This window comes from Mycolicibacterium sediminis (assembly GCF_010731735.1).
In the GTDB taxonomy this organism is placed as follows: Bacteria; Actinomycetota; Actinomycetes; order Mycobacteriales; family Mycobacteriaceae; genus Mycobacterium; species Mycobacterium sediminis.
On sequence record NZ_AP022588.1, the window covers coordinates 2,952,774 to 2,974,111 of the forward strand.

A 21,338-nucleotide genomic window follows, 5' to 3' on the forward strand; every position below is an offset into this window, starting at 1 on the left:
TTGCGCCATGTCGAGTAAGCCGAGCCGGGCCGCTAAAGGGGCCGCGGCGGTCGCCGGTGACCGCCGCGCCCCAAGCAAGGGCGAGCGGCAACGTCAGGTCATTTTGACCACGTTGGCCGAGTTACTCGAGACACGCCCCATCGGCGAACTCACCGTCAACGAAATAGCCTCGGCAGCAGCTGTTCTCCGGTCGGGCTATTACTTCTACTTCGATTCCAAGTTCGCCCCGCTCGCGGTATTGGCGGCCGACATCTGGTCGGAGTTCGAGGAACGCGCTAGGTCCTTCGTCCGTTTTGACACTGAGACCGTCGAACAGTACCTCGACCGCGTGCAGGCGGCGACAGCCGAAGAATGGCGCACCCACTCGGCGGTCCTGATCGCCTCAGTCCAGGCCATCCCCGAAGACGAGCAGCTGGCCACCATGATGCGCGCTCGCAATCAGCACCTGGCCGACGTCCTGACGGCCCAGGTTCTCAAGGACCGGGAGCAAGGCCTGGCGGCCCCCGCCTCACCCGACGTACCAGGACTCGTGGCTGCCCTGCTCGAGATGACGATGCACATGCTGTACCAAGACCGGCTCGCGAAGTGCCCGCCGGAACAGACCGAGCGATCGATGTCTGCAGTGCGGGCCATCTGGCTCGCTTCCGTGTGGGGTCGGTCGCAGGCGATAGTGACATCGTGAGGCTTCAAGGCGGTTCGGTGCCAAAAATGTGAGAGTCCACTCCGAATGCTTGACCGGCGACGTCTTTGCCTCCAAGCGCTGCGACTGCGGTGCCCAGCTGGATCTGGCGCTAGAGATGATCGCCGCCGAAGGACGAGGGGTGGTGGTCTACCTGCGCGGCCACGAGGGACGGGGCATCGGCCTGGTGGAGAAGATACGGGCCTATCGCCTACAGGACGGCGGTCTGGATACGGTGGACGCCAATCTTCAGCTCGGCCATCCCGCTGACGCGCGCGACTATCGCGTTGGCGTGCAAATATTGTCGGACATCGGGGTGGGCGCGATGAGACTACTGACCAACAATCCCGCCAAGCGTCAAGCGATCGAAGCTCACGGACTCGTCATCGACGAATACGTCCCTTTGTTAATGCGGCCGACTGCAGAGAACATTCACTAGTTGCGCACGAAGCAGAATCGCATGGGACACCACCGGCTCACCCGCGACCCGCTACCAGGCTCGTCGGTGGGCTAAGCCCTCCCGCCGTTCATGTCCGTCCGGCGGTCGCTACGGGCCGCGATGATGCCGAACGGCCCGCGATGGAACTCGCCGTCGCGCAGGGAACACGTCGTGATCCTCGCAGATGAAAGCAGGATGTCGTGAACAGCGTTTTAGAGACGCTTGCCGTTGCAATGCGGAGGGCGGGAGGGGGTCTTGGGCCAGCGGCAGTTAAGTCGGAGAAGTGCCGTGTCTTCGGAAAAATGCTGTTGATCTTGCTCTGTCGTGGTCCTAAGAGCGATTCTCGTGCCGAGTGATCAAGTGCATCGAATGAGTTCTGACCAGGGGCCGGCCACGCATCGGCTTGCGCTGGCGCCTGGCCTGGACCAGGTTTCGACACGGTGAAGTGACCGCGCCGAACTGGTTGCTGCCATCACACGTGCCAGTTCCAGATGGACATGTCGCCCTTGGGGTAGTTCATGCAGACGTCGGTGGCCTTGGCGACGACGCCCTTGTTGTTGAAGAACAGCTTGGCCCAGTTGCCCCAGTGCGTCGCCACGTTCTCGTAGTAGACGTTGGTGGCGGTGTCCTCGGTGTACTGGCGGCGGGCGACGGGATCGAGGGAGAAGAACCAGTGGATGCGGTCGAAGTCCTGCTGCTGGACGTCGGCGGGGCGGTTGCTCCGGTCGATCACATACCACTCGAAGTACACCGGGCTGGTGTCGCGCGCGGCCGCCATGTACTGCTCGGTGTCGCACGTGGTGATGATCATCCGGTGTGGGATGGGAAAGTCGTCGCTGGCATCGGCTGAGGCGATCCCGGACGTGGACAGGGCGCTGGTCAAGGTCGCCGCGGCGACACCGAATCGGATTGCCTTGTGGGTCATGACTTTGTCGTCATCCTGTTCGGCTCAGGACCCCGCCATGGCGGCGTGGGCGAGGATCGGGCTGTTGTCTGGGCAGTAGTGGTTCAGGGCGGCGCTGAGGAATTGCCAGTTCTGTTCGGTGGCGTTGTTGCTGTCGAGGGTGTTGCCGAGGAACTTGGCCGAGTCGAACGCGTCGTGGTCGACGTTGTCGTTCAGCCGTTTGCAGACCAGTTTGCCAATCCAGGCGTTGTAGTCCTTTTGCCCGTAGATGCCGTAGGTGTGCAATTCCTGGGAGAAGTCGGTGTCGGGGTCGGCAGCCGCGGGCGCGGCCAAACCGACTGCGGCACCGATGATCAGGGCGGCGACGGTGTACTTCATGACAGCGACTCCTCAGGCTTCTCGTGGTTTGGGGCCGGCTAGGGAGAGGGCACCGGACGTTGACGCACCGGTACCGGCCACCAGAACCACTTGCCCAGCAGTGCGGCGATCGACGGCGTGATGAACGACCGCACGATCAGTGTGTCGAACAACAGACCAAGAGCGATGGTCGTGCCGATTTGCCCGAGGATCACCAGGTCGCTGAAGATGAACGCCCCCATCGTGGCCGCGAACACCAGTCCGGCGGCGGTGACAATGCGGCCGGTACCCGCCATCGACCGGATGATGCCGGTGTTGAGGCCTGCGTGGATCTCCTCCTTGAACCGTGAGACCAGTAGCAGGTTGTAGTCCGCACCCACGGCCAGCAGTAGGACGACGGCCAGCGGTATCACGACCCAGAACAGGCGGATCCCGAAGACGTATTGCCACACCAGGACAGCCAGTCCGACCGACGCCCCCAGGGACAGTGCGACGGTGCCGACGATGACGAGGGCGGCGACGATGCTGCGGGTCGCAAACATCATGATCAGCAGGATCAGAGCTATTGCGGCCAGCGCGGAGATCAGCAGGTCGTACTTCATCCCCTCCTGGAGGTCCTTGTTGGTGGAGCCGAGTCCGGCGACGTAGATCTTGGCGTCGGACATCGGGGTGGCCTTGAGTGCATCGAAGACCGCGTCCTTCATGGCGTCGATATGCGGGATCGCCTGGGGGTCTGCCGGATTGCCCTGGTGGGTCACGATGAACCTGGCGGCCTTGCCATCGGGGGAAAGGAACAACTTGAGTCCGCGCTTGAAGTCGGCGTTGTCGAAGGCTTCCGGGGGGAGGTAGAACGAGTCGTCGTTCTTGGCCTCGTCAAATGCCTGACCCATGGCGGTGGCGTTCTTGAGCGCCTCTTCGCTCTGGGCATTGATGCCGCCGGTGGTCGCATGGTTCGTCAGGGTGAGATCGCGGTTGCGTTCCTGAATGGCGATCTGTGGTGGCAACAGGGCAACCAGTTGCGGTTGCAATGCGTCGAGCTTGTCAAGGCTTGCGGTGATGTTGGTGAACTTGTCGGACAGCTCGGAGATTCCGTCCACTGAGTCGAACACCGACCGAAAAGCCTGGCACATTGGGATGTCGAAACAGTGCGGCTCCCAGTAGAAGTAGTTGCGCAGCGGGCGGAAGGCGTCGTCGAAGTCGGCCAGCTTGTCGCGCAGACTGTTCACCGTGGCGACGGTGTCGTGGAAGGCCTCGGTCTGCTCGTGGGTGGCCTGGGCGCTCTGCTGCTGCAGCGCTAGTTGCTGGTTGAGCACGTTGATCGTGTTGTCGATCTCCTGGGCCTGTGTGAGCATGTCGTCGGCGCGGTCCTTCTGGTAGCCGAGATTCATGATTTGGCTCGCGCTTGTCGCACTGATTTGGAACGGAATGGAAGTGTGCGTGATCGGTGTGCCGAGTGGTCGCGTAATCGACTGCACCAGAGCAACACCTGGTGTGTGCAGCACCGCTTTGGCGGCGCGCTCCAGAATCAGCATGTCTGCCGGATTGCGCATGTCGTGATCGGTTTCGATCATCAGCAGTTCGGGGTTGATTCGAGCCTGGCTGAAATGCCTTTCGGCGGCCTGCATCCCGACGACACCGGGTGCGTCCCCCGGCATGTACGGCCGGTTGTCGAAGCTGGTCTGGTAGCCGGGCAGGGCGAGCGCACCGATTAATGCGATCCCACACGTCAGCACCAGGATCGGTCCGGGCCAGCGCACGATGGCGGTGCCGATCCGGCGCCAGCCCCTGGCGCGCAGCTTGCCCTTGGGTTCCATCAGCCCAAAGCGGCTGGCGGTCAACAACACTGCTGGGCTCAGCGTCAGCGCGGCCGCTAAAGTGACGACGACACCGATGGCGGCGGGGATGCCTAGGGTCTGGAAGTAGGGCAGCCGGGTGAACGCCATGCACGCGACCGCGCCGGCGATGGTCAGCCCTGAACCGACCATGACGTGGACGGTGCCGCGCCACATGTCGTAGTAGGCCGGGATCCTTTCCAGCCCGTTGCTGCGAGCCTCCTGGTACCGGCCGACGACGAAGATGGCGTAGTCGGTCCCCGCGGCGATGGCAAGCAACGTCAGAATGTTGGTCGCATAGGTGGACAGGCCGATGAGCCCGGAGTGGGCGAGCATTGCGACGACGCCACGGGCGGCGGCGAGTTCGATGGCGACCGTGACCAAGACGATGAGCATGGTGATCAGGGAGCGGTAGACGAACAGCAGCATGATCGCGATGACCAAGAAGGTGATCGCGGTGACCTCGTTGGTACCCGCGCTGCCCACCTCGAAGTTGTCGGTCTGAAGCGGTGCCGCGCCGGTCACGTAGGCCTTGATGCCGGGAGGGGGAGGCGTGTCGGCGACGATCTTGCGCACGGCGTCTACGGATTCGTTTGACTGGGCTTCGCCCTGGTTCCCGCGTAGATAGATCTGGGTCAGGGCGGCCTTGCCGTCCTTGCTTTGCGAGCCGCCCGCGGTGAGTGGGTCGCCCCAAAAATCCTGGACGTGCTCGATGTGTTCGGGGTCTTTCTTGAGCTTCGCCACCAGGCTGTCGTAGAACTCGTGCGCCTGCTGGCCCAGGGGCTGGTCGCCCTCGATCACGACCATTGCTGCGCTGTCGGAGTCGAATTCACCGAAAACCTGGCCGATATGCCGCATGGCGAGAATGCTGGGCGCGTCCGCGGCGTTCAGACCGATCGAGCGCTCGGCGCCGACGACCTCGAGTTGGGGCACGAGGGTGTTGGACAACGCTGCGATGGCAATCCACAGGAGCATGATCGGCACCGACAAGGTGCGGATGAGCCGGGCCGGCAGTGGGGCCTTGACGTTGGTGTCGACCTGGTGCCGACTCATGCCGTCTTGTCCAAGCATGCGATGTATCCGTTCACGTTGTCGGAAGACCTTTCGTCTTTGACGGTCCCGTTGACGGTGATGCGGCACCTGATGGTGTCGCCGTCGCCTTGGGCCCGCAGGTCGGCGTAGAGCGTCGGGTCGTCAGTGGTCAGCGTCTGCGACCAGGGCAGCGGAGCGTCGGCTACGCGCTGGGGCTGGGCATGGACGTCCAAGTAGTTGATGGTCGCGACGGACCCGGGCGAGCCGAACACCTCGAACAGAACTGTCTTGGGGTTGTAATCGGTGTTCTCCAGCGCGGCAGAACCGGTTCGCGTGATCTCGGTGTCTGAGCCGAAGATGCCGTGCAACCGGTAGACGGCGACTGCCGACAACGCCACGACGACCGCCAGTACTACCGACATCCAGGAACGACCAAGCATGCGGATTGCGCGACTCACCTGCAACTACTCTCGTTTGCCCCGATGTTGAAGGCCCCTTGGGGTGACTCGCCTACCCGGCGCATCCCGACCGCCACGGTGCGATGGGGTTCCGCGCGAGTCGAGAGAACGTAACAGTTCCAAAATGGAACGTCAACGTTCCTTTGGGGAAGTGCGGCGTACATCTAGGCTGTATGTGATGAAGTCCGCGCCGCAAGCCCTGTCCCACGCTCAGGCGCGCACGCGCTCGGCAATCATCGAAGCGACAGTCTCAGTGCTCGCTGCCAATCGGACCGCGTCGTTGCCGGTGATCGCCGAGGCCGCCGGTGTGGGCCGGACGACCGTGCACCGGTACTTCCCCGACCGCGATCACCTCATCCGAGAAGTAGCCGTCGATTCCATTGCAGTGGTTCGTCAGCTTGGCGTGCGGGCCGACACCACCCACGGCACCGCGGTCGACGCATTGCATCGCCTGCTCGCGGCCTACTTCTCCGAAAGTGACCGGATCGTATTTCTCTTCAAGGACCCGGCGGTGTTGCAAAACGTTCCTCCAGATGAGCAACCCGACGACGACTTCGTCATGGACCTCATCCGGCGAGGTCAGGTCGAGGGCAACCTGACGTCCGACCTGAGTGCAGTGTGGATTCAGCACGCGCTCCTTGCACTCGTATTGCAAGGGTGCGAAGACGTGAGCACCGGGGAGCTCCCCGCTCACACCGCCGTGACAACGATCCTGCGAACATTCCTCCGAGGGGCGTCGGCGTAGGAGCCACCATGCCGGCGATCAGAATTGGTGATGGAGAGGGACTGTGGAAATAACGGTGTTATCGGCCTGACACGCTGAGCGATGCTCGGCGAGAAAGGTGCCGTGATGACGACACTGGATGATGTGGCCGAGAAGAAGCAGGTGGAACGGTCCGCGGAGCAGAAGGCTGCCGTCGAGCTGGTCCGGCTGGCCCAGGAACGGGGCCTGTCCATGACGGGGCCCGATGGGCTGCTCAAGAAGCCGCACGAACACCTCGGCTATGAGAAACACGATCCGCCAGAAAGCGGGCACCGGCAACGTCCGCAACGGCACCCGATCCAAGACCGTGTTGACCGACACCACCGTCCCGGTGGAGATCGACGGCCACGGGATCGGGGCACGACGTTCGAGCCGCAGATCGTCAGGAAAAGCCAGCGTAGGCTCTCCGGGGTTGATGAGGTCGTGCTGTCGTTGTACGCCAAAGGTTTTATGAAAGTCGAGATTTAAGCACACTTCGCCGAGATCTACGGTGCTTCGTGTCCAAGGAGACGATCAGCCGGATCGCCGACAAGGTGATCGAGGAGAGGAACGAGTGGACGGTACGGCCACTCGATCAAACCTACGCCGCGATCTTCATCGATGCGATCTCCGGTGATGGTCCGCGACGGCCAGGTCGCCAACCGCCCCTTCTACGCCGCCATCGAAGTGACGCTGGGCGGGGAACGCGACATCCTCGGCCTGTGGGCCGGCGCCGGTGGAGAGGGCACCAAGTTCTGGATGAGCGTGCTCACCGATCTGCGCAACCGCGGCGTGAAGGACACGTTCTTCGTCGTCTGAGACGGACTCAAGGGACTGCCCGAGGTGGTCGGCAACGTCTGGCTCCAAGCGATCGTGCAGGCCTGCATCATTCACCTGCTGCGCAACACATTTCGGCTCACATCCCCAAGTACCGGGACGAGATCAAGCGGGACGTAAAACCGATTCCCGGCAGCCGAAACCTACTGATGAAAACCGCCGGAAACACCTCGGGGCAGCGATCGCTTTTTGGACGTGAGCCACTGGAACCCTTTGATGGTCGAATAATGCCGATGGGCTGAGCCAGTTCGATGCGGGGTTGCTCTCCACCCAGTGTCCCAAGATGCTTCTGAACAGGCGGGACGGACGTGGATAGGCGAGACACCAAAAGCTGCTCGACGTGCATGAATGAGAAGTAGTAAGACACCCGTTCACCCCAACGGCCTCCCTGGGGGTCAAGCGGTCGCAGCGTCTGGGGCAGCGAGGTGGATGTGAACGGAATTGTGAACGAAACCGTGCGCGACAGGGGCGACTGCTTCGATAAGGCGTGACATGCGAGACATTAGATCGCTCGCGACCTGCACGTTCGCGACGTCGTTGGAACCCCCGAATCCTCACCGGCTGGCTCATAACCCAGAGGTCGCAGGTTCGAATCCTGTCCCCGCTACTAGGTGGAACGGCCCTCGGAGAATCTCCGGGGGCCGTTTCTCATGTCTGCCGGTCACGGACGTGATCATCATCGTGATCGCCAGGGTCGTGGGAACCAGACGTCGTGATCTCGATCTTCAATGTGTGGGCGCCGATCGGTGCGGCACCGACTGGGCGTCGATCGTCGAAATTCGAGGTCGGTGCGCGCCGGTTCATCAGCGCCCGTACCGTGCGACACCACCTGAGCAAGGTGTTCACGAACTCGGTGTCACCTCGCGCAGCCAGCTCGATCGTGTGATGCTGACGGGACCGTTGAGCTGACCCAGGAACGGATGACTGGCCGAATGCACTGTCCGATGGCGGATCCCTCGATGCCGCGCCGCGATGATGGCAGGCAGCTCGTGACGCGGGGTGGAGTTGCGAGGCGGATCGGACGTGAGTCAGCGAGGAGTCGTGACCATTGAGGGTCGAGTAGAGGTGCCGCCGGATCAACGACGCTCCCATGCCCGACGACGGCACGCGCGTGTTGGTGGACGGTCGTGGCCCCGTGGTGTGAGCAAGGCCCGCACTCCCATGCCCGCTGCCGCGCTGGCGCACCTGAGCGAACTCACCACCCGACGCCCACTGACCTTGCTCACTGCCACCAAGGATCCGGATCTCAGTGAGGCGGCAGTCCTCCGTCGGCTTCTGATGCGGGACCAATCTGCGAGCTGACTCGCCGCGCCCGCGAGAACGTCAAGCACTCACATCTCAACGAAGTCTGGAGACGAACGATGTCACGACAACCGCTTTCGCCCGGTGACGATGTGGGGCGCGGAGCGCCGGGAAGTCCCGCGGTGGGACGGGGACCCAATCGCGGTGGTCCGTTCTCACAGAGCGATGATCACGCCCCCTCCGCAGGATGGGGTGCAGCGCGCAGTGTCGGTCGCGTGCTCGCGGCGGGGCGGGCCCCCATCAAGGGCCCGCACGCCGTCCTCAAGATGAACCACGAGAACGGTGGTTTCGATTGTCCGGGCTGTGCCTGGCCCGATGACCGCAACGGCCTCCACCTCGACATCTGCGAGAACGGCATCAAACACGTCACCTGGGAGATGACGCGCAAACGAGTGGATCGTGCGTTCTTCGCCTCCCACACCGTCACCGAACTCTCCGGGTGGAGCGACTTCGCACTGGAGGATCAGGGCCGACTGACCGAGCCGATGAGTTACGACCCCGCCACCGACACCTACGTACCCATCACGTGGAGTGACGCGTTCGCTCTCGTCGGGTCGACGCTGCGCGGGCTGGACAGCCCGCACCGGGCGTCGTTCTATACGTCGGGACGACTGTCCAACGAGGCGACGTTCCTGTATCAGCTGTGGGTGCGTGAGTTCGGCACGAACAACCTGCCCGACTGCTCGAACATGTGTCACGAGGCGTCTGGCCGAGCGTTGCAGGCGGCGATCGGCACCGGCAAGGGCACCTGCGACATCGACGATTGGGAGCGGGCCGACCTGCTCATCGTGATGGCGGTCAACGCCGCCTCGAACGCGCCGCGGATGCTGACGGCGCTGGCGGAGGCCAACCGGCGCGGCGCGCAGATCGTGCACGTCAACCCGCTGATCGAGGCAGCGTCGCGACGCACCATCGTTCCGCACGAAATCGGCACCATGGCAACGTTTCACGCGACCAAGACCGGAACGATGAACGTGCAACCCCGTATCGGCGGGGATCTGGCGTTGCTACGTGGGGTCGCCAAGGCGGTGCTGGAGCGCGCGGCGACCGACCCCGATGCGATCGATCACCAGTTCATCAGGAACCACACGGCAGACTTCGATTCATACCGCGAGCACGTGGCGGCGACACCGTGGGATCAGCTCGTCGAGCAGTCCGCGGTGCCCGAGCACGAGATACGTGATTTGGCCGACCGGTATCTGGCGGCGAGCCGGACGGTGATCAGCTGGTGTCTGGGTTTGACTCAGCAGGAGCACGGTGTCGACACCGTGCGTGAGATCGTCAATCTGCTTCTGCTGCGCGGCAACATCGGCCGCGAGGGCGCTGGGCCGTCACCGATCCGGGGTCACAGCAACGTTCAGGGAAACCGCACCTGCGGTATCGACAACCATCCCACGCCGGCCTTCCTCGATCGACTCGACGAGGTGTGCGGCATCGATTCTCCGCGTGAGCACGGCCTCGACACGGTGGCGACCATCGCGGCCATGCGCGCCGGTGAGGTGAAGGTGTTCGTCAGCCTGGGCGGCAACTTCGCCATGGCGGCGCCGGACACCGAGGCCACCTTCGAGGCGTTGCGCAACACGGACCTGACGGTGCAGGTGAGCACGAAGCTCAACCGGAGCCATCTCGTGCACGGTCGGGCAGCGTTGATACTGCCGTGTCTGGGCCGGACCGAGAAGGACGTCCGTGGCGGGGGAGAGCAGGGTGTGAGTGTCGAGGACTCGATGAGCATGGTTCATCTGTCCTACGGGATGCGTAAACCCGCGTCGCCGCAACTGTTGTCGGAGTGCGCCATCCTCGCGGGCATGGGTCGCGCGACGCTGCCGGAGTCGGCAACACCGTGGGAGTCCTACATCGAGGACTACGACAGGATCCGCGACACAATGTCGGCGGTCCTGGACGGGTTCGAGGACTTCAACAGACGGGTTCGGATGCCGTTGGGGTTCCGCATCCGTCAACCCGCCAGGGAGCGGGTCTTTCTCACCGAATCGGGGCGGGCGGAGTTCTGGGCGTCGCCGCTGCCCGACGTGGTGCCGCCGGCGGGGAAGCTGATGCTGTCGACGGTGCGATCGCACGATCAGTGGAACACGACCATATATTCCGACGACGACCGCTACCGCGGGGTGAAGAACCTCCGCACCCTGCTGTTCATGAACGTGGACGACATGGCGGAGCGGGGGCTCGAGCCATTCGACCTCATCGACATCACCAGCTTCGCCCGGGACGGCAGCACCCGCACGGTCTGGGGCTATCGGGTCGTCGAGTACGACATTCCGGTCGGCAACGTGAGCGGCTACATGCCCGAGTTGAACGTGTTGTGCGGGATCGGCGATATAAGTAGCCAGAGTGATCAGCCGTTGATGAAACACCAGATCGTGTCGGTCGTCCCGGCGGAGGCCGCGCGACGGTGACGGTGTGCCCATGCGGCAGATCGTTGAGTTGGTTCGACCACTGTCGCAGGCGAAATGGGTCATCTTCTACTCCTTCGCCGAGGGCGCCGAGGGCGGTCCGTACTACGACGCGCACGACATCGGTCGCATGCAGCACCCCCTGACGCTTCTGGCCTACGAGATGAACGGGCGAGCCTCTCAACGAACTGCATGGAGCGCCGCTGCGGTTGCGCAACGAACGCGAACTCGGGTTCAAGCAGGTGAAGTGGATCGAGGCGATCGAATTCGTCGACTCCTTCTCGCACTTGGGTGCAGGGCAAGGTGGCTACAACGAGGATCACGAGTTCTACGGCTATCGCGAGCCGATCTGACCCGTTGAGTTCCTGGTTGTCCCAGGGAACCCGGGGTTTCTGTCCGGGTTCGTGGTTCGCGGCGTCGGTCGACGCGTCCGAAGGGAGTCCGAACGTGGCCTTGGACCGGCGCCGAGCGCACGATCGAACTCGTCGGCACGGGTGTCCGTCCCCGAGCCGTTCGCCCTGCCGTCAGTGCGGTACCGGCCCCTCGACTCCCGGCGGGCACGGGGAGGGAAGGGTGAAGCCGTAGCACCATCCCGGCGGAATGGGCGGCGGCGGCTGGAACCCCTGACCCGGCGGAGGTCCAGGAGGATTCGGGCCGTCTCAGATGTTCTGCGCGACGTTCCCCTGCCCGCGATAGACCATCCAGTACTCGTGGCAGATTCCCTCGTCCCAGCGCACCGGGTTGACCCGCTTGTTTCCAGTTTCTACCGGCGGATCTCCCGGGCACCATTGGAACGGGCCGCTCGGAGGGACCTCGGCCTGGGCCACGCCCGTGGACAGGCCCGTCGACAGTCCGAGTCCCGTCATGGCGACGGCGGCGGACAATACTGCTCCGGCGATCATTCGCTTGCGCTGGTGGGTGGTCATGACGTCCCCTCTGGCGTCGCGCCGCGGTCCGGCGTCGTTGCCGCAACTAGATCGGGAGGCACGCGCTACCGATCCCAGGAATGGCCGTTCTCGCGCCGCCGAACCGTCCGCACCGCCTCCACCGGACGGCTCAGTTCGACCGGGATCTCGTCTTCTTGGCGCGCTCCGGTCGAAAGCGGTACCGCGCGAGCGCTTCCGGTGGCCGAGCGAGGCCGGGGCCCCCGTCGCGGAGCCAATCGGAGATGTCGGTCTCCGTGTGCGTGTCGAGGACGTACCCGAGCCACGCCGGTCGGCCGCCGGCACGATGGCCGGGCGCCGACGGAGAGACCACGACGACGTTCGAGCGCTCGCACGGTCCGAGGCAGTCGCTCGTGCGCAGATTGCCGATTCCCTCGACCAGGTCACGCAGGCGAGCCAGTCTGGCCTCGTGGTCGATCGTCGGGTGCTTCTTCACCGTGCCGCAGCACCATCCGCGGCACACGGTGACCGTCGGCTTGGATCGGTTCAGTGCCACGTCGTGATCCCGTCGTTCACGACGACGTCGGGTTCCGCCCATTACGAACTCGAACGGGCGGTTCGGACTGCACCTCACACATGGCCATGGCGTGACTTCCCTCCGGAGATTCGGCGTCCCCAAACGTGAACATCGGACACGCGCGGCCCAGTGTCTGACTCACACCCCAAGCGGAGTGCTCACAGTGGCGCGACCGTTCCGGATTCTCACCGGATTCCCGTCACCGCACGTACCTCGACACTAGGACGGCCGAAAGCCCAGGTCAATCACGGCGACTGGGGGCCGACACCGGTGGAGTGAGATGGTGGACGTACTGGGTGAACCCGCCACCCCTCCACCTGAGCCGTACCGCACACCGAGAGGACCTCCCGACATGTCACGAACCCACCGCATCGCCGTCATTCCCGGCGACGGCATCGGCACCGAAGTCGTGCCTCAAGGGCTGCGCGTGCTGGACGCGGCCGCCCGCGCCTTCGATCTGACTTTCGAGTTCGAGCACTTCGACCACTCCAGCGCTGACTACTACGTCCAGCACGGGAAGATGCTGCCGGACAACTGGTTCGACGAGCTGCGTGGCTTCGACGCCATCTACTTCGGTGCCGTCGGGTGGCCCGACGTGGTTCCCGACCACGTATCGCTGTGGGGGAGTCTGCTGCAGTTTCGTCGCGCCTTCGACCAGTACGTGAATCTCCGGCCCGTCCGGTTGATGCCCGGTGTTCGCAGCCCGCTGGCCGGACGCGAGCCGGGTGACGTCGACTTCTACGTCGTTCGGGAGAACACCGAGGGTGAGTACTCCAGTGTCGGCGGGAAGATGTTCGAGGGCACCGACCGCGAGATCGTCATGCAGGAGACCCTCATGACCCGCACCGGCGTCGATCGGATCCTCAAGTTCGCCTTCGACTTGGCGGCGACCCGGCCCAAGAAGCACCTGACCTCGGCCACCAAGAGCAACGGCATCTCCATCTCCATGCCGTACTGGGACGAGCGCGTTCGGGCGATGGCGGCCGACTACCCCGACATCGCCGTGGACAAGTACCACATCGACATCCTCGCGGCGAACTTCGTCATGCACCCCGACTGGTTCGACGTCGTCGTCGCCTCGAACCTGTTCGGCGACATCCTCTCCGACCTCGGACCCGCGTGCACCGGCACCATCGGCATCGCCCCCAGCGCGAACATCAACCCGGAGCGCACCTTCCCGAGCTTGTTCGAACCCGTGCACGGATCCGCTCCGGACATCGCGGGCAAGGGGCTCGCGAACCCGATCGGCCAGATCTGGTGTGCCTCGATGATGTTGGAGCACCTCGGGGAACCCGACGCCGCCGCGGCGGTTTTCACCGCCGTCGAAGCCGTCCTGGCCCGAGGCGGCGACACGCTGACCCCGGACATGGGCGGCACCGCCACCACCGAGACCCTCGGTGCGGCGGTCGCCGACGCCGTGGCGGCGCCCTGAGGTCAGCTCCGCGGCGACAGCCCCAGCGCCGGAGCCAAAGTCGTCAACGCCGGTAGCGGATCCGCGGTGCCGATGACCTGGATGGCGACGTGGTCGGCGCCGGCCTCGCGGTGTCGGCGAAGGCGGTTCGCGATCTCGTCGACGGTGCCGTAGGCGATGACGGCATCGACGAGTGCGTCGCTGCCGGGCTTGACGATGTCGTCGTCCTCGAACCCGATCCGCTTCCAGCTGTTCCGATAGTTGGCCAGGCCGAGATACAGGTCGAGTGCCGCACGGCCCGCTGCGCGGGACTCGGCGGCGTCGTCGGACAGCACGATCTTCTGCTCCGGTGCCAGGAAGGCGTTGACTCCCATCAGCTCTCGCGCCCGGGCGGTGTGCTCGGGGGTGGTGAGATACGGGTGCGCGCCTGCGCCTCGCCGTGCGGACAGCTTGAGTACCCCGTCGCCGAGTGCGGCGAGGATGCGGCGCTCCGCGGGCACACCGTGTCGGTCCAAGTCGTCGAGATAGGCGTTCAGTGCGTCGAAGGGCTTCTCCCACTGGGTGATGGCCTCGCGGTGGCCAGCGCCGATGCCGAGCACGAACCGTCCGGGGTAGTCGCGGTCGAGGCGGTGATACGCCTCTGCCGCGCGTTCAGCGGGTGTGTTCCAGATGTTGATGATTCCGGTGGCGGCCTTCAACGTGGTGGTGCGGTCGAAGATCAGGTCCACCCAGGACAGGTCGTCGGGGGCCACACTGCTGACCCACACCGCGCCGTAGCCCAATCGTTCGACTTCCGCGGCGACCTCCGGGGTGACGGGAGCGGTCGTCCAGACGCCGAACGTCCCGAGGTCGGGTACGGCGGGCTCGTCGGGTGGTACTGCCTGGCTAGAGACGTGAGATTGCATGAGTTCCGTTCTGTTCGAGAGTGTTCGAGGTCGACGTTCCCTCACGTGTAGAGGACGCGACTCAGTCGGACGCCGTAGTCCTCGTCGGGATTGGTTCCGTCGGCGCCGAAGCGCTCCGCGATGGCGGCCATGGCTATGTCGCGGCGCTTGGGCGATCTCGCGGCGTCGGCGGCCGCAAGAGCGGCGGGCACCTCGGCGCTGGTCAGGTCGGTGCAGTAGGCCGGCGCTCCCGGCTGCTGGCGCCACGACTGGTCGAGCGTCCCGGCGTCGACACCGTCGAAGCCCGTGTCCTCGACCAGCGCGATCCCGACGGCGCGAGACCGGGGGTCGTCGGCCGCGACCGGGATGGCGATCCGACCCGGACGTCCGGCAGGCATGCCCTTGTTGGCCAGGGATCCCGATCCGATGGCGTTCCACGCCTTCACCACCGGTCGACCGAGTCGCTCGGCTACCCAGAGGCTTTCGACTTGTCCGTCCTCGATCGCCCGGATCTGAGAGTCCCGGGTCGGGTAGTAGTTCGACGTGTCGATGACGACGGTGGTCGGCGACGCCTCACCCACGATCGGTGCGATGTCGGGGACGCGGTTGAGCGGAACGGAGAGGATGACGACGTCGACGTCCGTGACCGCCTCGGTTGCCGGCACTGCGCGCGCCCCCGTCTCCAGGACCTCGGCACCGATGGTCTCCGGGCCGCGCGAGTTGGCCACCTTGACGTCGTGTCCGGCGGCGGCGAGCTTCTGGCTCAGCGTCGTGCCGATGTGGCCGACGCCGATGATTCCGATCTTCATGGTTCTTCCCTTCGTGTGTGTGGCCTAGTCGGCCGGCGGGTGAGCGAGCGCCTCGAGCGTGCGACGGAGGTCGTCGATGCCCTCGTCGTCGAGTTGGCACGCCGACTTGATCTGGTCGGTGATGCCCCGAATCTCGGGTTCGAGCGCGCGGCCACGATCGGTCAGGTCGACGAACACCCGCCGTTCGTCGGCGGCATCCCTGGTCCGAGTGACCATTCCGAGGGCTTCGAGTCGCTTGACCAGCGGCGTGATGGTGCCCGTGTCCATGTCGAGGCGGGCGCCCAGAGCGCCCACCGGCAGCGGTGCGCCGTCCAGTAGCGCGAGGACGACGAGGTATTGCGGAAACGTCAGGCCGAGCGGTTCGAGGAACGGCTTGTGCTGACGAACCATCCGGTTGGCGGCGCCGTACAACGCGAACGACAGCTGCTGACCCAGATGACCGCGAGACGTCTGCGACATGGTGCGCCCGCTTCCCTAGTGAACTATCGGCTTACGCTCAAGACACTAGCACGCTAGATAAATCCCGCCACTGAGGTAGGGTTCGATCGCCGAGACGCGCTCGGTTCGGTGATGGCGGACGGGGCGGTGATGCGGTCGTGAGTGCTCGGTTCGAGGTGCTCGACTGGTCCGAAACCCGGATGGGCGTCATCAGCCTGCGCAGACGGCTCGACCCGACCGTGAACGCCGACGTGTACGAGGTCAAGCTCGGTGACGAGTTCCTGATGTCCAGCTTGTTCACCGCGGCCGAGGTGGAACTGGCGCGCCTCGGGCTGGCGCAGGCGGTCGATGCCGACCTCGACGTCGTCGTCGGGGGACTGGGGTTGGGCTACACGGCGCAGGCGGCGCTCGAGGACACTCGCCTGCGCTCACTGCTGGTCGTCGAAGCCCTCGAGGAGGTCATCGGCTGGCACCGGCGCGCATTGCTGCCCGACACCGCCGAGCTGGCGTCGGACCCGCGTGTCCGACTACGCCAAGGCGACTTCTTCGAATTGGCCACCAGCACCGAGGGTTTCGACCCGGAGACGCCAGGGCGTCGTTTCGACGCAGTCCTCCTAGACATCGACCACACTCCGCGCCACGTCCTCGATCCGAGCCATGCCGGGTTCTACACCGCGTCCGGACTGAGGCGGCTCGCCCGCCACCTCAAGCCGGGCGGTGTCTTCGCGCTGTGGTCCGACGATCCGCCCGACGCCGACTTCGAGGCGGTCCTCGCCGGGGTCTTCGATCGATCCGAGGCGTCGGTCGTCCGATTCGCGAATCCGTTGACGGGCGGCCACTCGACGAACACGGTCTACGTCGCGAGGTGACGGCAACCGCCGTCACCGGCGGCGTGCGCTACGAACCGCCGGCTTCGTTGGCGTCACCGGGGTGGGGCACGTTGTCGTCGTCGACGTAGGCCGCGTGCTCGGTGTCGACGCCGTCGTGGTCGCGGGGCCCCTCGTTGGGGCCGGCCGACTCGACCGCGTCTGCGGCGTCACTGGGCATGCTCATCGTCGTGTCCTCCTCGTCGACCCGCCGGGCTCATCCCGCCGGGTGTGCGTCGATGTGCGGATGCCCCGTCTTGGCCGTGCCGAACCGTCGAGCGGGATGTGTGTCTGCCGGGAGGCCCGGTGCCGGCTCAGTCCTGCTTCGGCGACGATTGGGCCGAGGTGAGGTAGCGGTCCAGCGTGTCCCGGCTGCCGGACAGGTGCCGGATGCGCTCGTCGAGCCGATCCCTCTCGTGGACAAGCGCTTCCAGGATCTCGGGGCACGGGTCGATGGTCGGCTCGCTGCCGTGCGCGCAGGGCAGGATCCGGCGAATGGTGTCTGTGGGGAGGCCTGCGTCGAGGAGGCCGCGGATCTGGGCCACCGTGGTCAGGGCGTCCGGGCGGTATCGGCGGTACCCGTTGTCGGCGCGGATGGGGTCCAGCAACCCCTGCTGCTCGTAGTAGCGCAGCATCCGCGGAGAGGCGCCCGACCGCTGCGACAGCTCGCCGATGGAGATGGCCGCGGCCGCTGGGGTTGACCTTGACATAGATGTCAGACTTTAGCATTCGCGGCATGGAGAAGAATTGGTCCAGCCCGCCCACCTTGCGCCCATTCGCCGCGAACGGCCGTGGCACGGCATGAAGCTGAGCGTCGCGTTGTCCAACGACGAGAGCGCCATCGGCCCCGAGTCGATCGTCGGGCAAGCGCGCCTGGCGGAGGAACTCGGATACGCCGGGGTGTGGGTGCCCGATCATCTTCTGCCGCCCGAGCCGTACGGCGACGTCTACGGGGGCGTGTACGAGGCGCTGATGCTGCTGTCCCATATTGCCGCGGTGACGAGCCGGGTCACGCTGGGGACGACGGTGATCATCGCGCCGCTGCGGGAGCCGGTCCTGCTCGCCAAGCAGCTCGCCACGCTGGAGCGTCTGGCACCCGGACGGGTTGTGTTCGGTGTCGGCGTCGGGTGGGACGCGAGCGAGTTCGACGCGGTCGGTGTTCCGTTCTCTCAGCGGGGCGCCCGCACCGACGAGACGATCGACCTCGTTCGAACGCTGCACCGAGGTGAGACGCCACGGGAGAACCAGTTCTTCGGGTCGGCCGCCGGTGTCTTCGAGCCGCGTCCCACGGCGCCGCTTCCCATCATGGTCGGTGGTATGACCGGACCCGCGTTCCGAAGGGCTGCGCGCGTCGCCGACCGCTGGCAAGCGTTCGGACTGAGTCCGCAGGAGTTCCGTACCCGGCGCGAGGACTTGGATCGGTTGTCGGCGCCGCGACGGATCTCGGCGGGCATCATGCTCTCCCGGGAGGACAGCGCTAGGAGCGTCGCGGATCTCGTCGACTTCCTGCACGACTACGAGGAAGCGGGGGCCGACGAGGTGACGATCCACTTCGGGCCCAGCGCCCAGACGTCCGCGCCCATGACCGAACTCGTGGATCGCTGGGGTGCCCGTCACTCGGCGTGAACCGACCTAGCTCCCGTACAGATGAAGCGCGCGTGCGGCTTCCGTGGCGACGTGTCCGCTCAGGGATGCGATGGGTGGACCGCCGCGCTGATGGATGACGTTCGCGAGGACGACGACGTAGGTGTCCGATCCCGGATCCATCCACAGCGTGACACCCGTGAACCCCGTGTGGCCGAAGCTGCCCACGGGGAAGATGGCGCCGCGCGGTCTGGAGTGCGGGGTGTCGATGTCCCAGCCGAAACCGCGCAGGTCCTGTCCCGGGATGGCCGGGTAGTCCGCGGCCAGCAGGGGATCGGTGGCGTTCGAGGCGCTTTCGGTCGCTTCGTTCGCCGCCTGCACCTGATCGGCATCGTGCCCCGGTTGCTGCGGGGTCGTCATCGTCTGTGCGCCGGCCTGAGTCAGCGGAAAGGTGGTCGGGCGGTTGGCGAGTCGATCGAGGAGCGCCTGCGCGAAGATGCCCACGTCGTGCACGGTCGTGAACACACCGGCGCTTCCGGCTACCCCGCCCATCCGGCGTGCCGTCGGGTCGTGCACGGTGCCCCGCAGCGGGTTGCCGAAATCTGGGTTGATGCCGGGAGTGTCCTCGTCGATGGCGGTCGGTGCGATGCGCGCGAGGAGGTCGGTGCTCCAGGATCCGTCCGGGCAACCGTCTGCTGCCGGCCCTCGCGGATCGAGTGCGATCGCGGTTCCCCGTAGCCGGTGTGGGCCGCATGCCTTGGTGGCGGGGAGGTAGTGGGTGTCCGCCATTCCCAGCGGTTCGAAGACCTCGCGCTGCACGTAGACGTCTTCCGGCTCGCCGGTGATCTTCTCCAGCAGCGCGCCGAGGATGATGAAGTTGATGTCGGAGTAGTGGAAGCCCTCGCCGGGTTCGAACACCACCCACGCGCCGAGCGCGCGGCGGACGCCATCGTCCTTGTCCGCCTTCGTCAAACCCCAGGGACCGTCGAGGCTGAGATCTCCGGCGATGCCCGAGGTGTGAGTGAGCAACATGCGCAGCGTCACCCGGGCTCGCCGCGGATCACCGGTCGGGTTGAAGTCGGGGAAGTACGCCTGCACCGGTTCGTCGACACGCACCCTGCCCTGCTCGACCAACTGCATGATCGCCGTCGTGGTGGCGAGGCTCTTCGTCAGCGAGGCGATGTCGAAGATGGTGTCCTCGGTCATCGGCTCCGCGGGGGCGGGCGCGCCGTCGAGACCCGGCTCGCCGCCGAGCTTGCGCGATCCGAACGCCTGCCGAAAGACGACCTTGTCCGCGTGTCCGACCTGCACCACCGCACCGGGCAGTCGGCCGGCCGCGATCGCCGCGTCGACGAGACGTGACACGGGGGAGAAGTCGCCCGTGGGTGTCACCTCGGCGACGGTCGGCACCGGCGCCGCGCTCGTCGACGAGGTCGTCGTCGACGTCCCAGAGGCCAGGGGAAGCGGCGCGGGCCGCCCGCACGCCATCGCAGTGGCGAGCATGCACAGGGCGACGCCCACGGCTCGGAGCCGGGCGACGCGACTGCGGGACGTCCTCACCGAACCGACCGTAGTCGGGTGAGGCAGCGAGCAGCTAGTTGTCGCTTGTCGGTGGTGGTTCGAAGGGTGTGTACCACCACCATTGGGCTCGTTCGCCGAGCGGTCCCGGACACGGTGGGACGTCCGGTGGTGGGGTGGTGGGTGGTCGGGCCAGTGATGCGCCGGTCATCGCTTCGCCGGTCGCGTCAATGACGACGAGGTGCTCGGCGGGTCCGGTGAGGGTGATGCCGCCGCTGTGGTGCAGCCGGTGGTGAAAGGGGCACAGCAGTACCAGGTTCGATGGTTCGGTGGGGCCGCCGTCCTCCCAGTGGACGAGGTGGTGGGCGTGCAGGCCTCGGGTGGCGCCGCAGCCGGGGACCACGCAGCCCCGGTCGCGGTGCTCGAGAACCCGGCGTAGCCGTCGGCTGACGGTGCGGGTGGTCCGTCCGGCGCCGATGGGCTGGCCGTGGCGTTGAAACCAGACTTCGCAGGTGGCGTCGCAGAGCAGTTCGCGGCGCTCGTCGTCACTGAGCAGCGGGCCCAGGTGTAGTGCGGCGGCGGGCTTGTCGACGTCGACGTGGACGACGACGGTGGTGCGTTGTCCGTGCGGGCGGCGTGCGACGTCGGTGTCCCAGCCTGCCTCGACGAGGGACATGAACGCATCGATGGTGGTCGGCATCGGTGGAGCCTGATCGCCCGTCCGGGGGTTGTTCTCGCGGTCGCGCTTCCAGTCGGTGATCAGGGCATCGAGGTGGGATTGCACGCCCGCCTCGAATTTTGCGGCGTCGAGGCGGGGCAGTCGGATCTTCCAGGTGACGTGGTCCTCGCCGGGGATGTCGGTCTTGACGAACGCCGGTGGTGGTTCGGGCTTCGGTCCCGGGTCGGGTCGGGGTTCGAGCTTGACCGCGGTGCGCAGTTGGGTGACGGTGGCGACGGCGGCGAGGTCGGCGTAGTGGTCGTCGGAGCCGTCGGCGGCGCGTTCGGCGATGACGCCGACCTGGTCGAGGGACAGCCGGCCCTCGCGCAGTCCTGCCATGCAGCGGGGGAACTCCTCGACACGCTGGGCGATGGCGACGACGGTGTCGGCGTTGCGGGGGGCGATGCCGGTCTTCCAGGCGACGAGGGCGGAGATGGAGCGGCAGCCGGTGGCGCCCCAGAGGTGGTCGCCGTCGATCTCGGCGATGATGTCGACGATGCGTCCGTCGATGGCGTTGCGCTGCCCGGTCAGCTCGGACAACTCGCCGAACAACGCGTCCAGATGCTCGGCCGGTGAGGCCGTCGAGACCAAAGGCGTTGCCGTGCTGGACATGAACCAATTATCGCAGAGGGGTCCGACAACCACATTCGATCGGAGAT

The 21,338-nt window shown here is 65.7% G+C and carries 21 protein-coding genes, 3 pseudogenes and 1 riboswitch; of the genes and pseudogenes, 11 read left to right on the top strand and 13 right to left on the bottom strand.

The genetic code is table 11. The annotated features are described in order from the left end of the window. Positions 1 to 7 precede the first annotated feature (7 nt). Both G6N64_RS14105 and G6N64_RS14110 read left to right on the top strand, forming a co-directional pair. The gene (locus G6N64_RS14105; RefSeq protein ID WP_163797622.1) at positions 8 to 682 is read left to right on the top strand and encodes a TetR/AcrR family transcriptional regulator; all 675 of its coding nucleotides are present in this window, start codon (positions 8 to 10) and stop codon (positions 680 to 682) included. A 28-nt stretch (positions 683 to 710) separates the two neighbouring features. Beyond that, positions 711 to 1,115: pseudogene (locus G6N64_RS14110) on the top strand (GTP cyclohydrolase II); the annotation flags it as partial. 475 nt (positions 1,116 to 1,590) lie between these two features. On the opposite strand, the gene G6N64_RS14115 reads toward G6N64_RS14110, so the two are convergent. The 4 genes from G6N64_RS14115 to G6N64_RS14130 are packed head-to-tail and all read right to left on the bottom strand — an operon-like array spanning position 1,591 to position 5,683. Continuing rightward, entirely contained in the window at positions 1,591 to 2,043 is a 453-nt protein-coding gene (locus tag G6N64_RS14115) for a DUF5078 domain-containing protein (protein WP_163797624.1), read from the bottom strand. 24 nt (positions 2,044 to 2,067) lie between these two features. Beyond that, the gene (locus tag G6N64_RS14120) at positions 2,068 to 2,400 is read right to left on the bottom strand and encodes a DUF732 domain-containing protein (protein ID WP_163797625.1); all 333 of its coding nucleotides are present in this window, start codon (positions 2,398 to 2,400) and stop codon (positions 2,068 to 2,070) included. Positions 2,401 to 2,438: 38 nt separating this feature from the next. After that, entirely contained in the window at positions 2,439 to 5,264 is a 2,826-nt protein-coding gene (locus G6N64_RS14125) for an MMPL/RND family transporter (protein ID WP_163797626.1), read from the bottom strand. After that, positions 5,261 to 5,683: an MmpS family transport accessory protein gene (locus G6N64_RS14130; protein ID WP_174266956.1), complete on the bottom strand. Its 423-nt coding sequence runs from the start codon at positions 5,681 to 5,683 to the stop codon at positions 5,261 to 5,263. The genes G6N64_RS14125 and G6N64_RS14130 overlap by 4 nt, the downstream gene beginning before the upstream one ends. Before the next feature lie 196 nt (positions 5,684 to 5,879). Between G6N64_RS14130 and G6N64_RS14135 the strand changes: the two genes are divergently transcribed. The 6 genes and pseudogenes from G6N64_RS14135 (at position 5,880) to G6N64_RS30635 (ending at position 11,343) form a co-directional block, all read left to right on the top strand. Further along, positions 5,880 to 6,446, top strand: coding sequence for a TetR/AcrR family transcriptional regulator (locus G6N64_RS14135; protein ID WP_163797628.1), 567 nt, complete (start codon positions 5,880 to 5,882; stop codon positions 6,444 to 6,446). Between the two features lie 102 nt (positions 6,447 to 6,548). Then, positions 6,549 to 7,408 (top strand): annotated as a pseudogene (locus G6N64_RS14140) (IS256 family transposase); the annotation flags it as partial. A 541-nt stretch (positions 7,409 to 7,949) separates the two neighbouring features. After that, complete coding sequence (locus G6N64_RS14145; RefSeq protein WP_163797629.1) at positions 7,950 to 8,189, top strand: hypothetical protein; 240 nt, start codon at positions 7,950 to 7,952, stop codon at positions 8,187 to 8,189. Positions 8,190 to 8,641: 452 nt separating this feature from the next. Further along, the gene (locus G6N64_RS14150) at positions 8,642 to 10,993 is read left to right on the top strand and encodes an FdhF/YdeP family oxidoreductase (RefSeq protein ID WP_163797630.1); all 2,352 of its coding nucleotides are present in this window, start codon (positions 8,642 to 8,644) and stop codon (positions 10,991 to 10,993) included. 10 nt (positions 10,994 to 11,003) lie between these two features. Continuing rightward, a pseudogene (locus G6N64_RS30630) lies at positions 11,004 to 11,099 on the top strand (hypothetical protein); the annotation flags it as partial. Between the two features lie 100 nt (positions 11,100 to 11,199). Beyond that, the gene (locus tag G6N64_RS30635) at positions 11,200 to 11,343 is read left to right on the top strand and encodes a molybdopterin-binding protein (RefSeq protein WP_308206573.1); all 144 of its coding nucleotides are present in this window, start codon (positions 11,200 to 11,202) and stop codon (positions 11,341 to 11,343) included. Between the two features lie 306 nt (positions 11,344 to 11,649). On the opposite strand, the gene G6N64_RS14160 is transcribed toward G6N64_RS30635, so the two are convergent. Both G6N64_RS14160 and G6N64_RS14165 read right to left on the bottom strand, forming a co-directional pair. After that, a complete protein-coding gene (locus tag G6N64_RS14160) occupies positions 11,650 to 11,916 on the bottom strand; it encodes a hypothetical protein (RefSeq protein ID WP_163797631.1) in 267 nt (88 codons plus the stop codon). Positions 11,917 to 12,046: 130 nt separating this feature from the next. Further along, positions 12,047 to 12,430, bottom strand: coding sequence for a (2Fe-2S) ferredoxin domain-containing protein (locus G6N64_RS14165; RefSeq protein WP_246231155.1), 384 nt, complete (start codon positions 12,428 to 12,430; stop codon positions 12,047 to 12,049). A 127-nt stretch (positions 12,431 to 12,557) separates the two neighbouring features. Beyond that, a riboswitch (cobalamin riboswitch) is annotated at positions 12,558 to 12,673 on the bottom strand. 130 nt (positions 12,674 to 12,803) lie between these two features. On the opposite strand from G6N64_RS14165, the gene G6N64_RS14170 reads away from it, so the two are divergent. Further along, the gene (locus G6N64_RS14170; RefSeq protein ID WP_163797633.1) at positions 12,804 to 13,883 is read left to right on the top strand and encodes a tartrate dehydrogenase; all 1,080 of its coding nucleotides are present in this window, start codon (positions 12,804 to 12,806) and stop codon (positions 13,881 to 13,883) included. A gap of 2 nt (positions 13,884 to 13,885) precedes the next feature. On the opposite strand, the gene G6N64_RS14175 is transcribed toward G6N64_RS14170, so the two are convergent. Genes G6N64_RS14175 through G6N64_RS14185 form a run of 3 tightly spaced genes read right to left on the bottom strand, consistent with a single transcriptional unit; the run spans position 13,886 to position 16,014 of the window. Beyond that, the gene (locus G6N64_RS14175; protein WP_163797634.1) at positions 13,886 to 14,767 is read right to left on the bottom strand and encodes an LLM class F420-dependent oxidoreductase; all 882 of its coding nucleotides are present in this window, start codon (positions 14,765 to 14,767) and stop codon (positions 13,886 to 13,888) included. Positions 14,768 to 14,808: 41 nt separating this feature from the next. After that, complete coding sequence (locus G6N64_RS14180; RefSeq protein ID WP_163797635.1) at positions 14,809 to 15,555, bottom strand: NADPH-dependent F420 reductase; 747 nt, start codon at positions 15,553 to 15,555, stop codon at positions 14,809 to 14,811. A gap of 24 nt (positions 15,556 to 15,579) precedes the next feature. After that, entirely contained in the window at positions 15,580 to 16,014 is a 435-nt protein-coding gene (locus tag G6N64_RS14185) for a MarR family winged helix-turn-helix transcriptional regulator (RefSeq protein ID WP_163797636.1), read from the bottom strand. A gap of 137 nt (positions 16,015 to 16,151) precedes the next feature. Here G6N64_RS14185 and G6N64_RS14190 point away from each other — a divergent pair, with 137 nt between their 5' ends. Continuing rightward, positions 16,152 to 16,862 (top strand): polyamine aminopropyltransferase, encoded by a 711-nt coding sequence (locus tag G6N64_RS14190; protein WP_163797637.1) that lies wholly within the window; start codon positions 16,152 to 16,154, stop codon positions 16,860 to 16,862. A gap of 28 nt (positions 16,863 to 16,890) precedes the next feature. On the opposite strand, the gene G6N64_RS29925 is transcribed toward G6N64_RS14190, so the two are convergent. Both G6N64_RS29925 and G6N64_RS14195 read right to left on the bottom strand, forming a co-directional pair. After that, positions 16,891 to 17,046, bottom strand: a complete 156-nt coding sequence (locus G6N64_RS29925) for a hypothetical protein (RefSeq protein ID WP_174266809.1) — start codon at positions 17,044 to 17,046, stop codon at positions 16,891 to 16,893. A 127-nt stretch (positions 17,047 to 17,173) separates the two neighbouring features. Further along, a complete protein-coding gene (locus G6N64_RS14195) occupies positions 17,174 to 17,569 on the bottom strand; it encodes a MerR family transcriptional regulator (RefSeq protein ID WP_246231156.1) in 396 nt (131 codons plus the stop codon). 37 nt (positions 17,570 to 17,606) lie between these two features. Between G6N64_RS14195 and G6N64_RS14200 the strand changes: the two genes are divergently transcribed. Continuing rightward, on the top strand, positions 17,607 to 18,485 hold the full coding sequence (locus G6N64_RS14200) for a TIGR03619 family F420-dependent LLM class oxidoreductase (RefSeq protein ID WP_163797638.1): 879 nt from the start codon (positions 17,607 to 17,609) through the stop codon (positions 18,483 to 18,485). A gap of 6 nt (positions 18,486 to 18,491) precedes the next feature. Here G6N64_RS14200 and G6N64_RS14205 read toward each other — a convergent pair whose 3' ends face one another. Beyond that, on the bottom strand, positions 18,492 to 19,946 hold the full coding sequence (locus tag G6N64_RS14205; RefSeq protein ID WP_163801778.1) for a serine hydrolase domain-containing protein: 1,455 nt from the start codon (positions 19,944 to 19,946) through the stop codon (positions 18,492 to 18,494). Between the two features lie 91 nt (positions 19,947 to 20,037). Further along, on the bottom strand, positions 20,038 to 21,291 hold the full coding sequence (locus tag G6N64_RS14210; RefSeq protein ID WP_163797639.1) for an HNH endonuclease signature motif containing protein: 1,254 nt from the start codon (positions 21,289 to 21,291) through the stop codon (positions 20,038 to 20,040). Positions 21,292 to 21,338 lie beyond the last annotated feature (47 nt).

Bases quoted from the DNA above. Each gene is read 5' to 3' on its own strand.
- G6N64_RS14105 (WP_163797622.1), top strand. From the start codon at position 8: ATGTCGAGTAAGCCGAGCCGGGCCGCTAAAGGGGCCGCGGCGGTCGCC.
- G6N64_RS14115 (WP_163797624.1), bottom strand. From the start codon at position 2,043: ATGACCCACAAGGCAATCCGATTCGGTGTCGCCGCGGCGACCTTGACC.
- G6N64_RS14120 (WP_163797625.1), bottom strand. From the start codon at position 2,400: ATGAAGTACACCGTCGCCGCCCTGATCATCGGTGCCGCAGTCGGTTTG.
- G6N64_RS14125 (WP_163797626.1), bottom strand. From the start codon at position 5,264: ATGAGTCGGCACCAGGTCGACACCAACGTCAAGGCCCCACTGCCGGCC.
- G6N64_RS14130 (WP_174266956.1), bottom strand. From the start codon at position 5,683: ATGCTTGGTCGTTCCTGGATGTCGGTAGTACTGGCGGTCGTCGTGGCG.
- G6N64_RS14135 (WP_163797628.1), top strand. From the start codon at position 5,880: ATGAAGTCCGCGCCGCAAGCCCTGTCCCACGCTCAGGCGCGCACGCGC.
- G6N64_RS14150 (WP_163797630.1), top strand. From the start codon at position 8,642: ATGTCACGACAACCGCTTTCGCCCGGTGACGATGTGGGGCGCGGAGCG.
- G6N64_RS14160 (WP_163797631.1), bottom strand. From the start codon at position 11,916: ATGACCACCCACCAGCGCAAGCGAATGATCGCCGGAGCAGTATTGTCC.
- G6N64_RS14170 (WP_163797633.1), top strand. From the start codon at position 12,804: ATGTCACGAACCCACCGCATCGCCGTCATTCCCGGCGACGGCATCGGC.
- G6N64_RS14175 (WP_163797634.1), bottom strand. From the start codon at position 14,767: ATGCAATCTCACGTCTCTAGCCAGGCAGTACCACCCGACGAGCCCGCC.
- G6N64_RS14180 (WP_163797635.1), bottom strand. From the start codon at position 15,555: ATGAAGATCGGAATCATCGGCGTCGGCCACATCGGCACGACGCTGAGC.
- G6N64_RS14185 (WP_163797636.1), bottom strand. From the start codon at position 16,014: ATGTCGCAGACGTCTCGCGGTCATCTGGGTCAGCAGCTGTCGTTCGCG.
- G6N64_RS29925 (WP_174266809.1), bottom strand. From the start codon at position 17,046: ATGAGCATGCCCAGTGACGCCGCAGACGCGGTCGAGTCGGCCGGCCCC.
- G6N64_RS14195 (WP_246231156.1), bottom strand. From the start codon at position 17,569: ATGTCAAGGTCAACCCCAGCGGCCGCGGCCATCTCCATCGGCGAGCTG.
- G6N64_RS14205 (WP_163801778.1), bottom strand. From the start codon at position 19,946: ATGCTCGCCACTGCGATGGCGTGCGGGCGGCCCGCGCCGCTTCCCCTG.
- G6N64_RS14210 (WP_163797639.1), bottom strand. From the start codon at position 21,291: ATGTCCAGCACGGCAACGCCTTTGGTCTCGACGGCCTCACCGGCCGAG.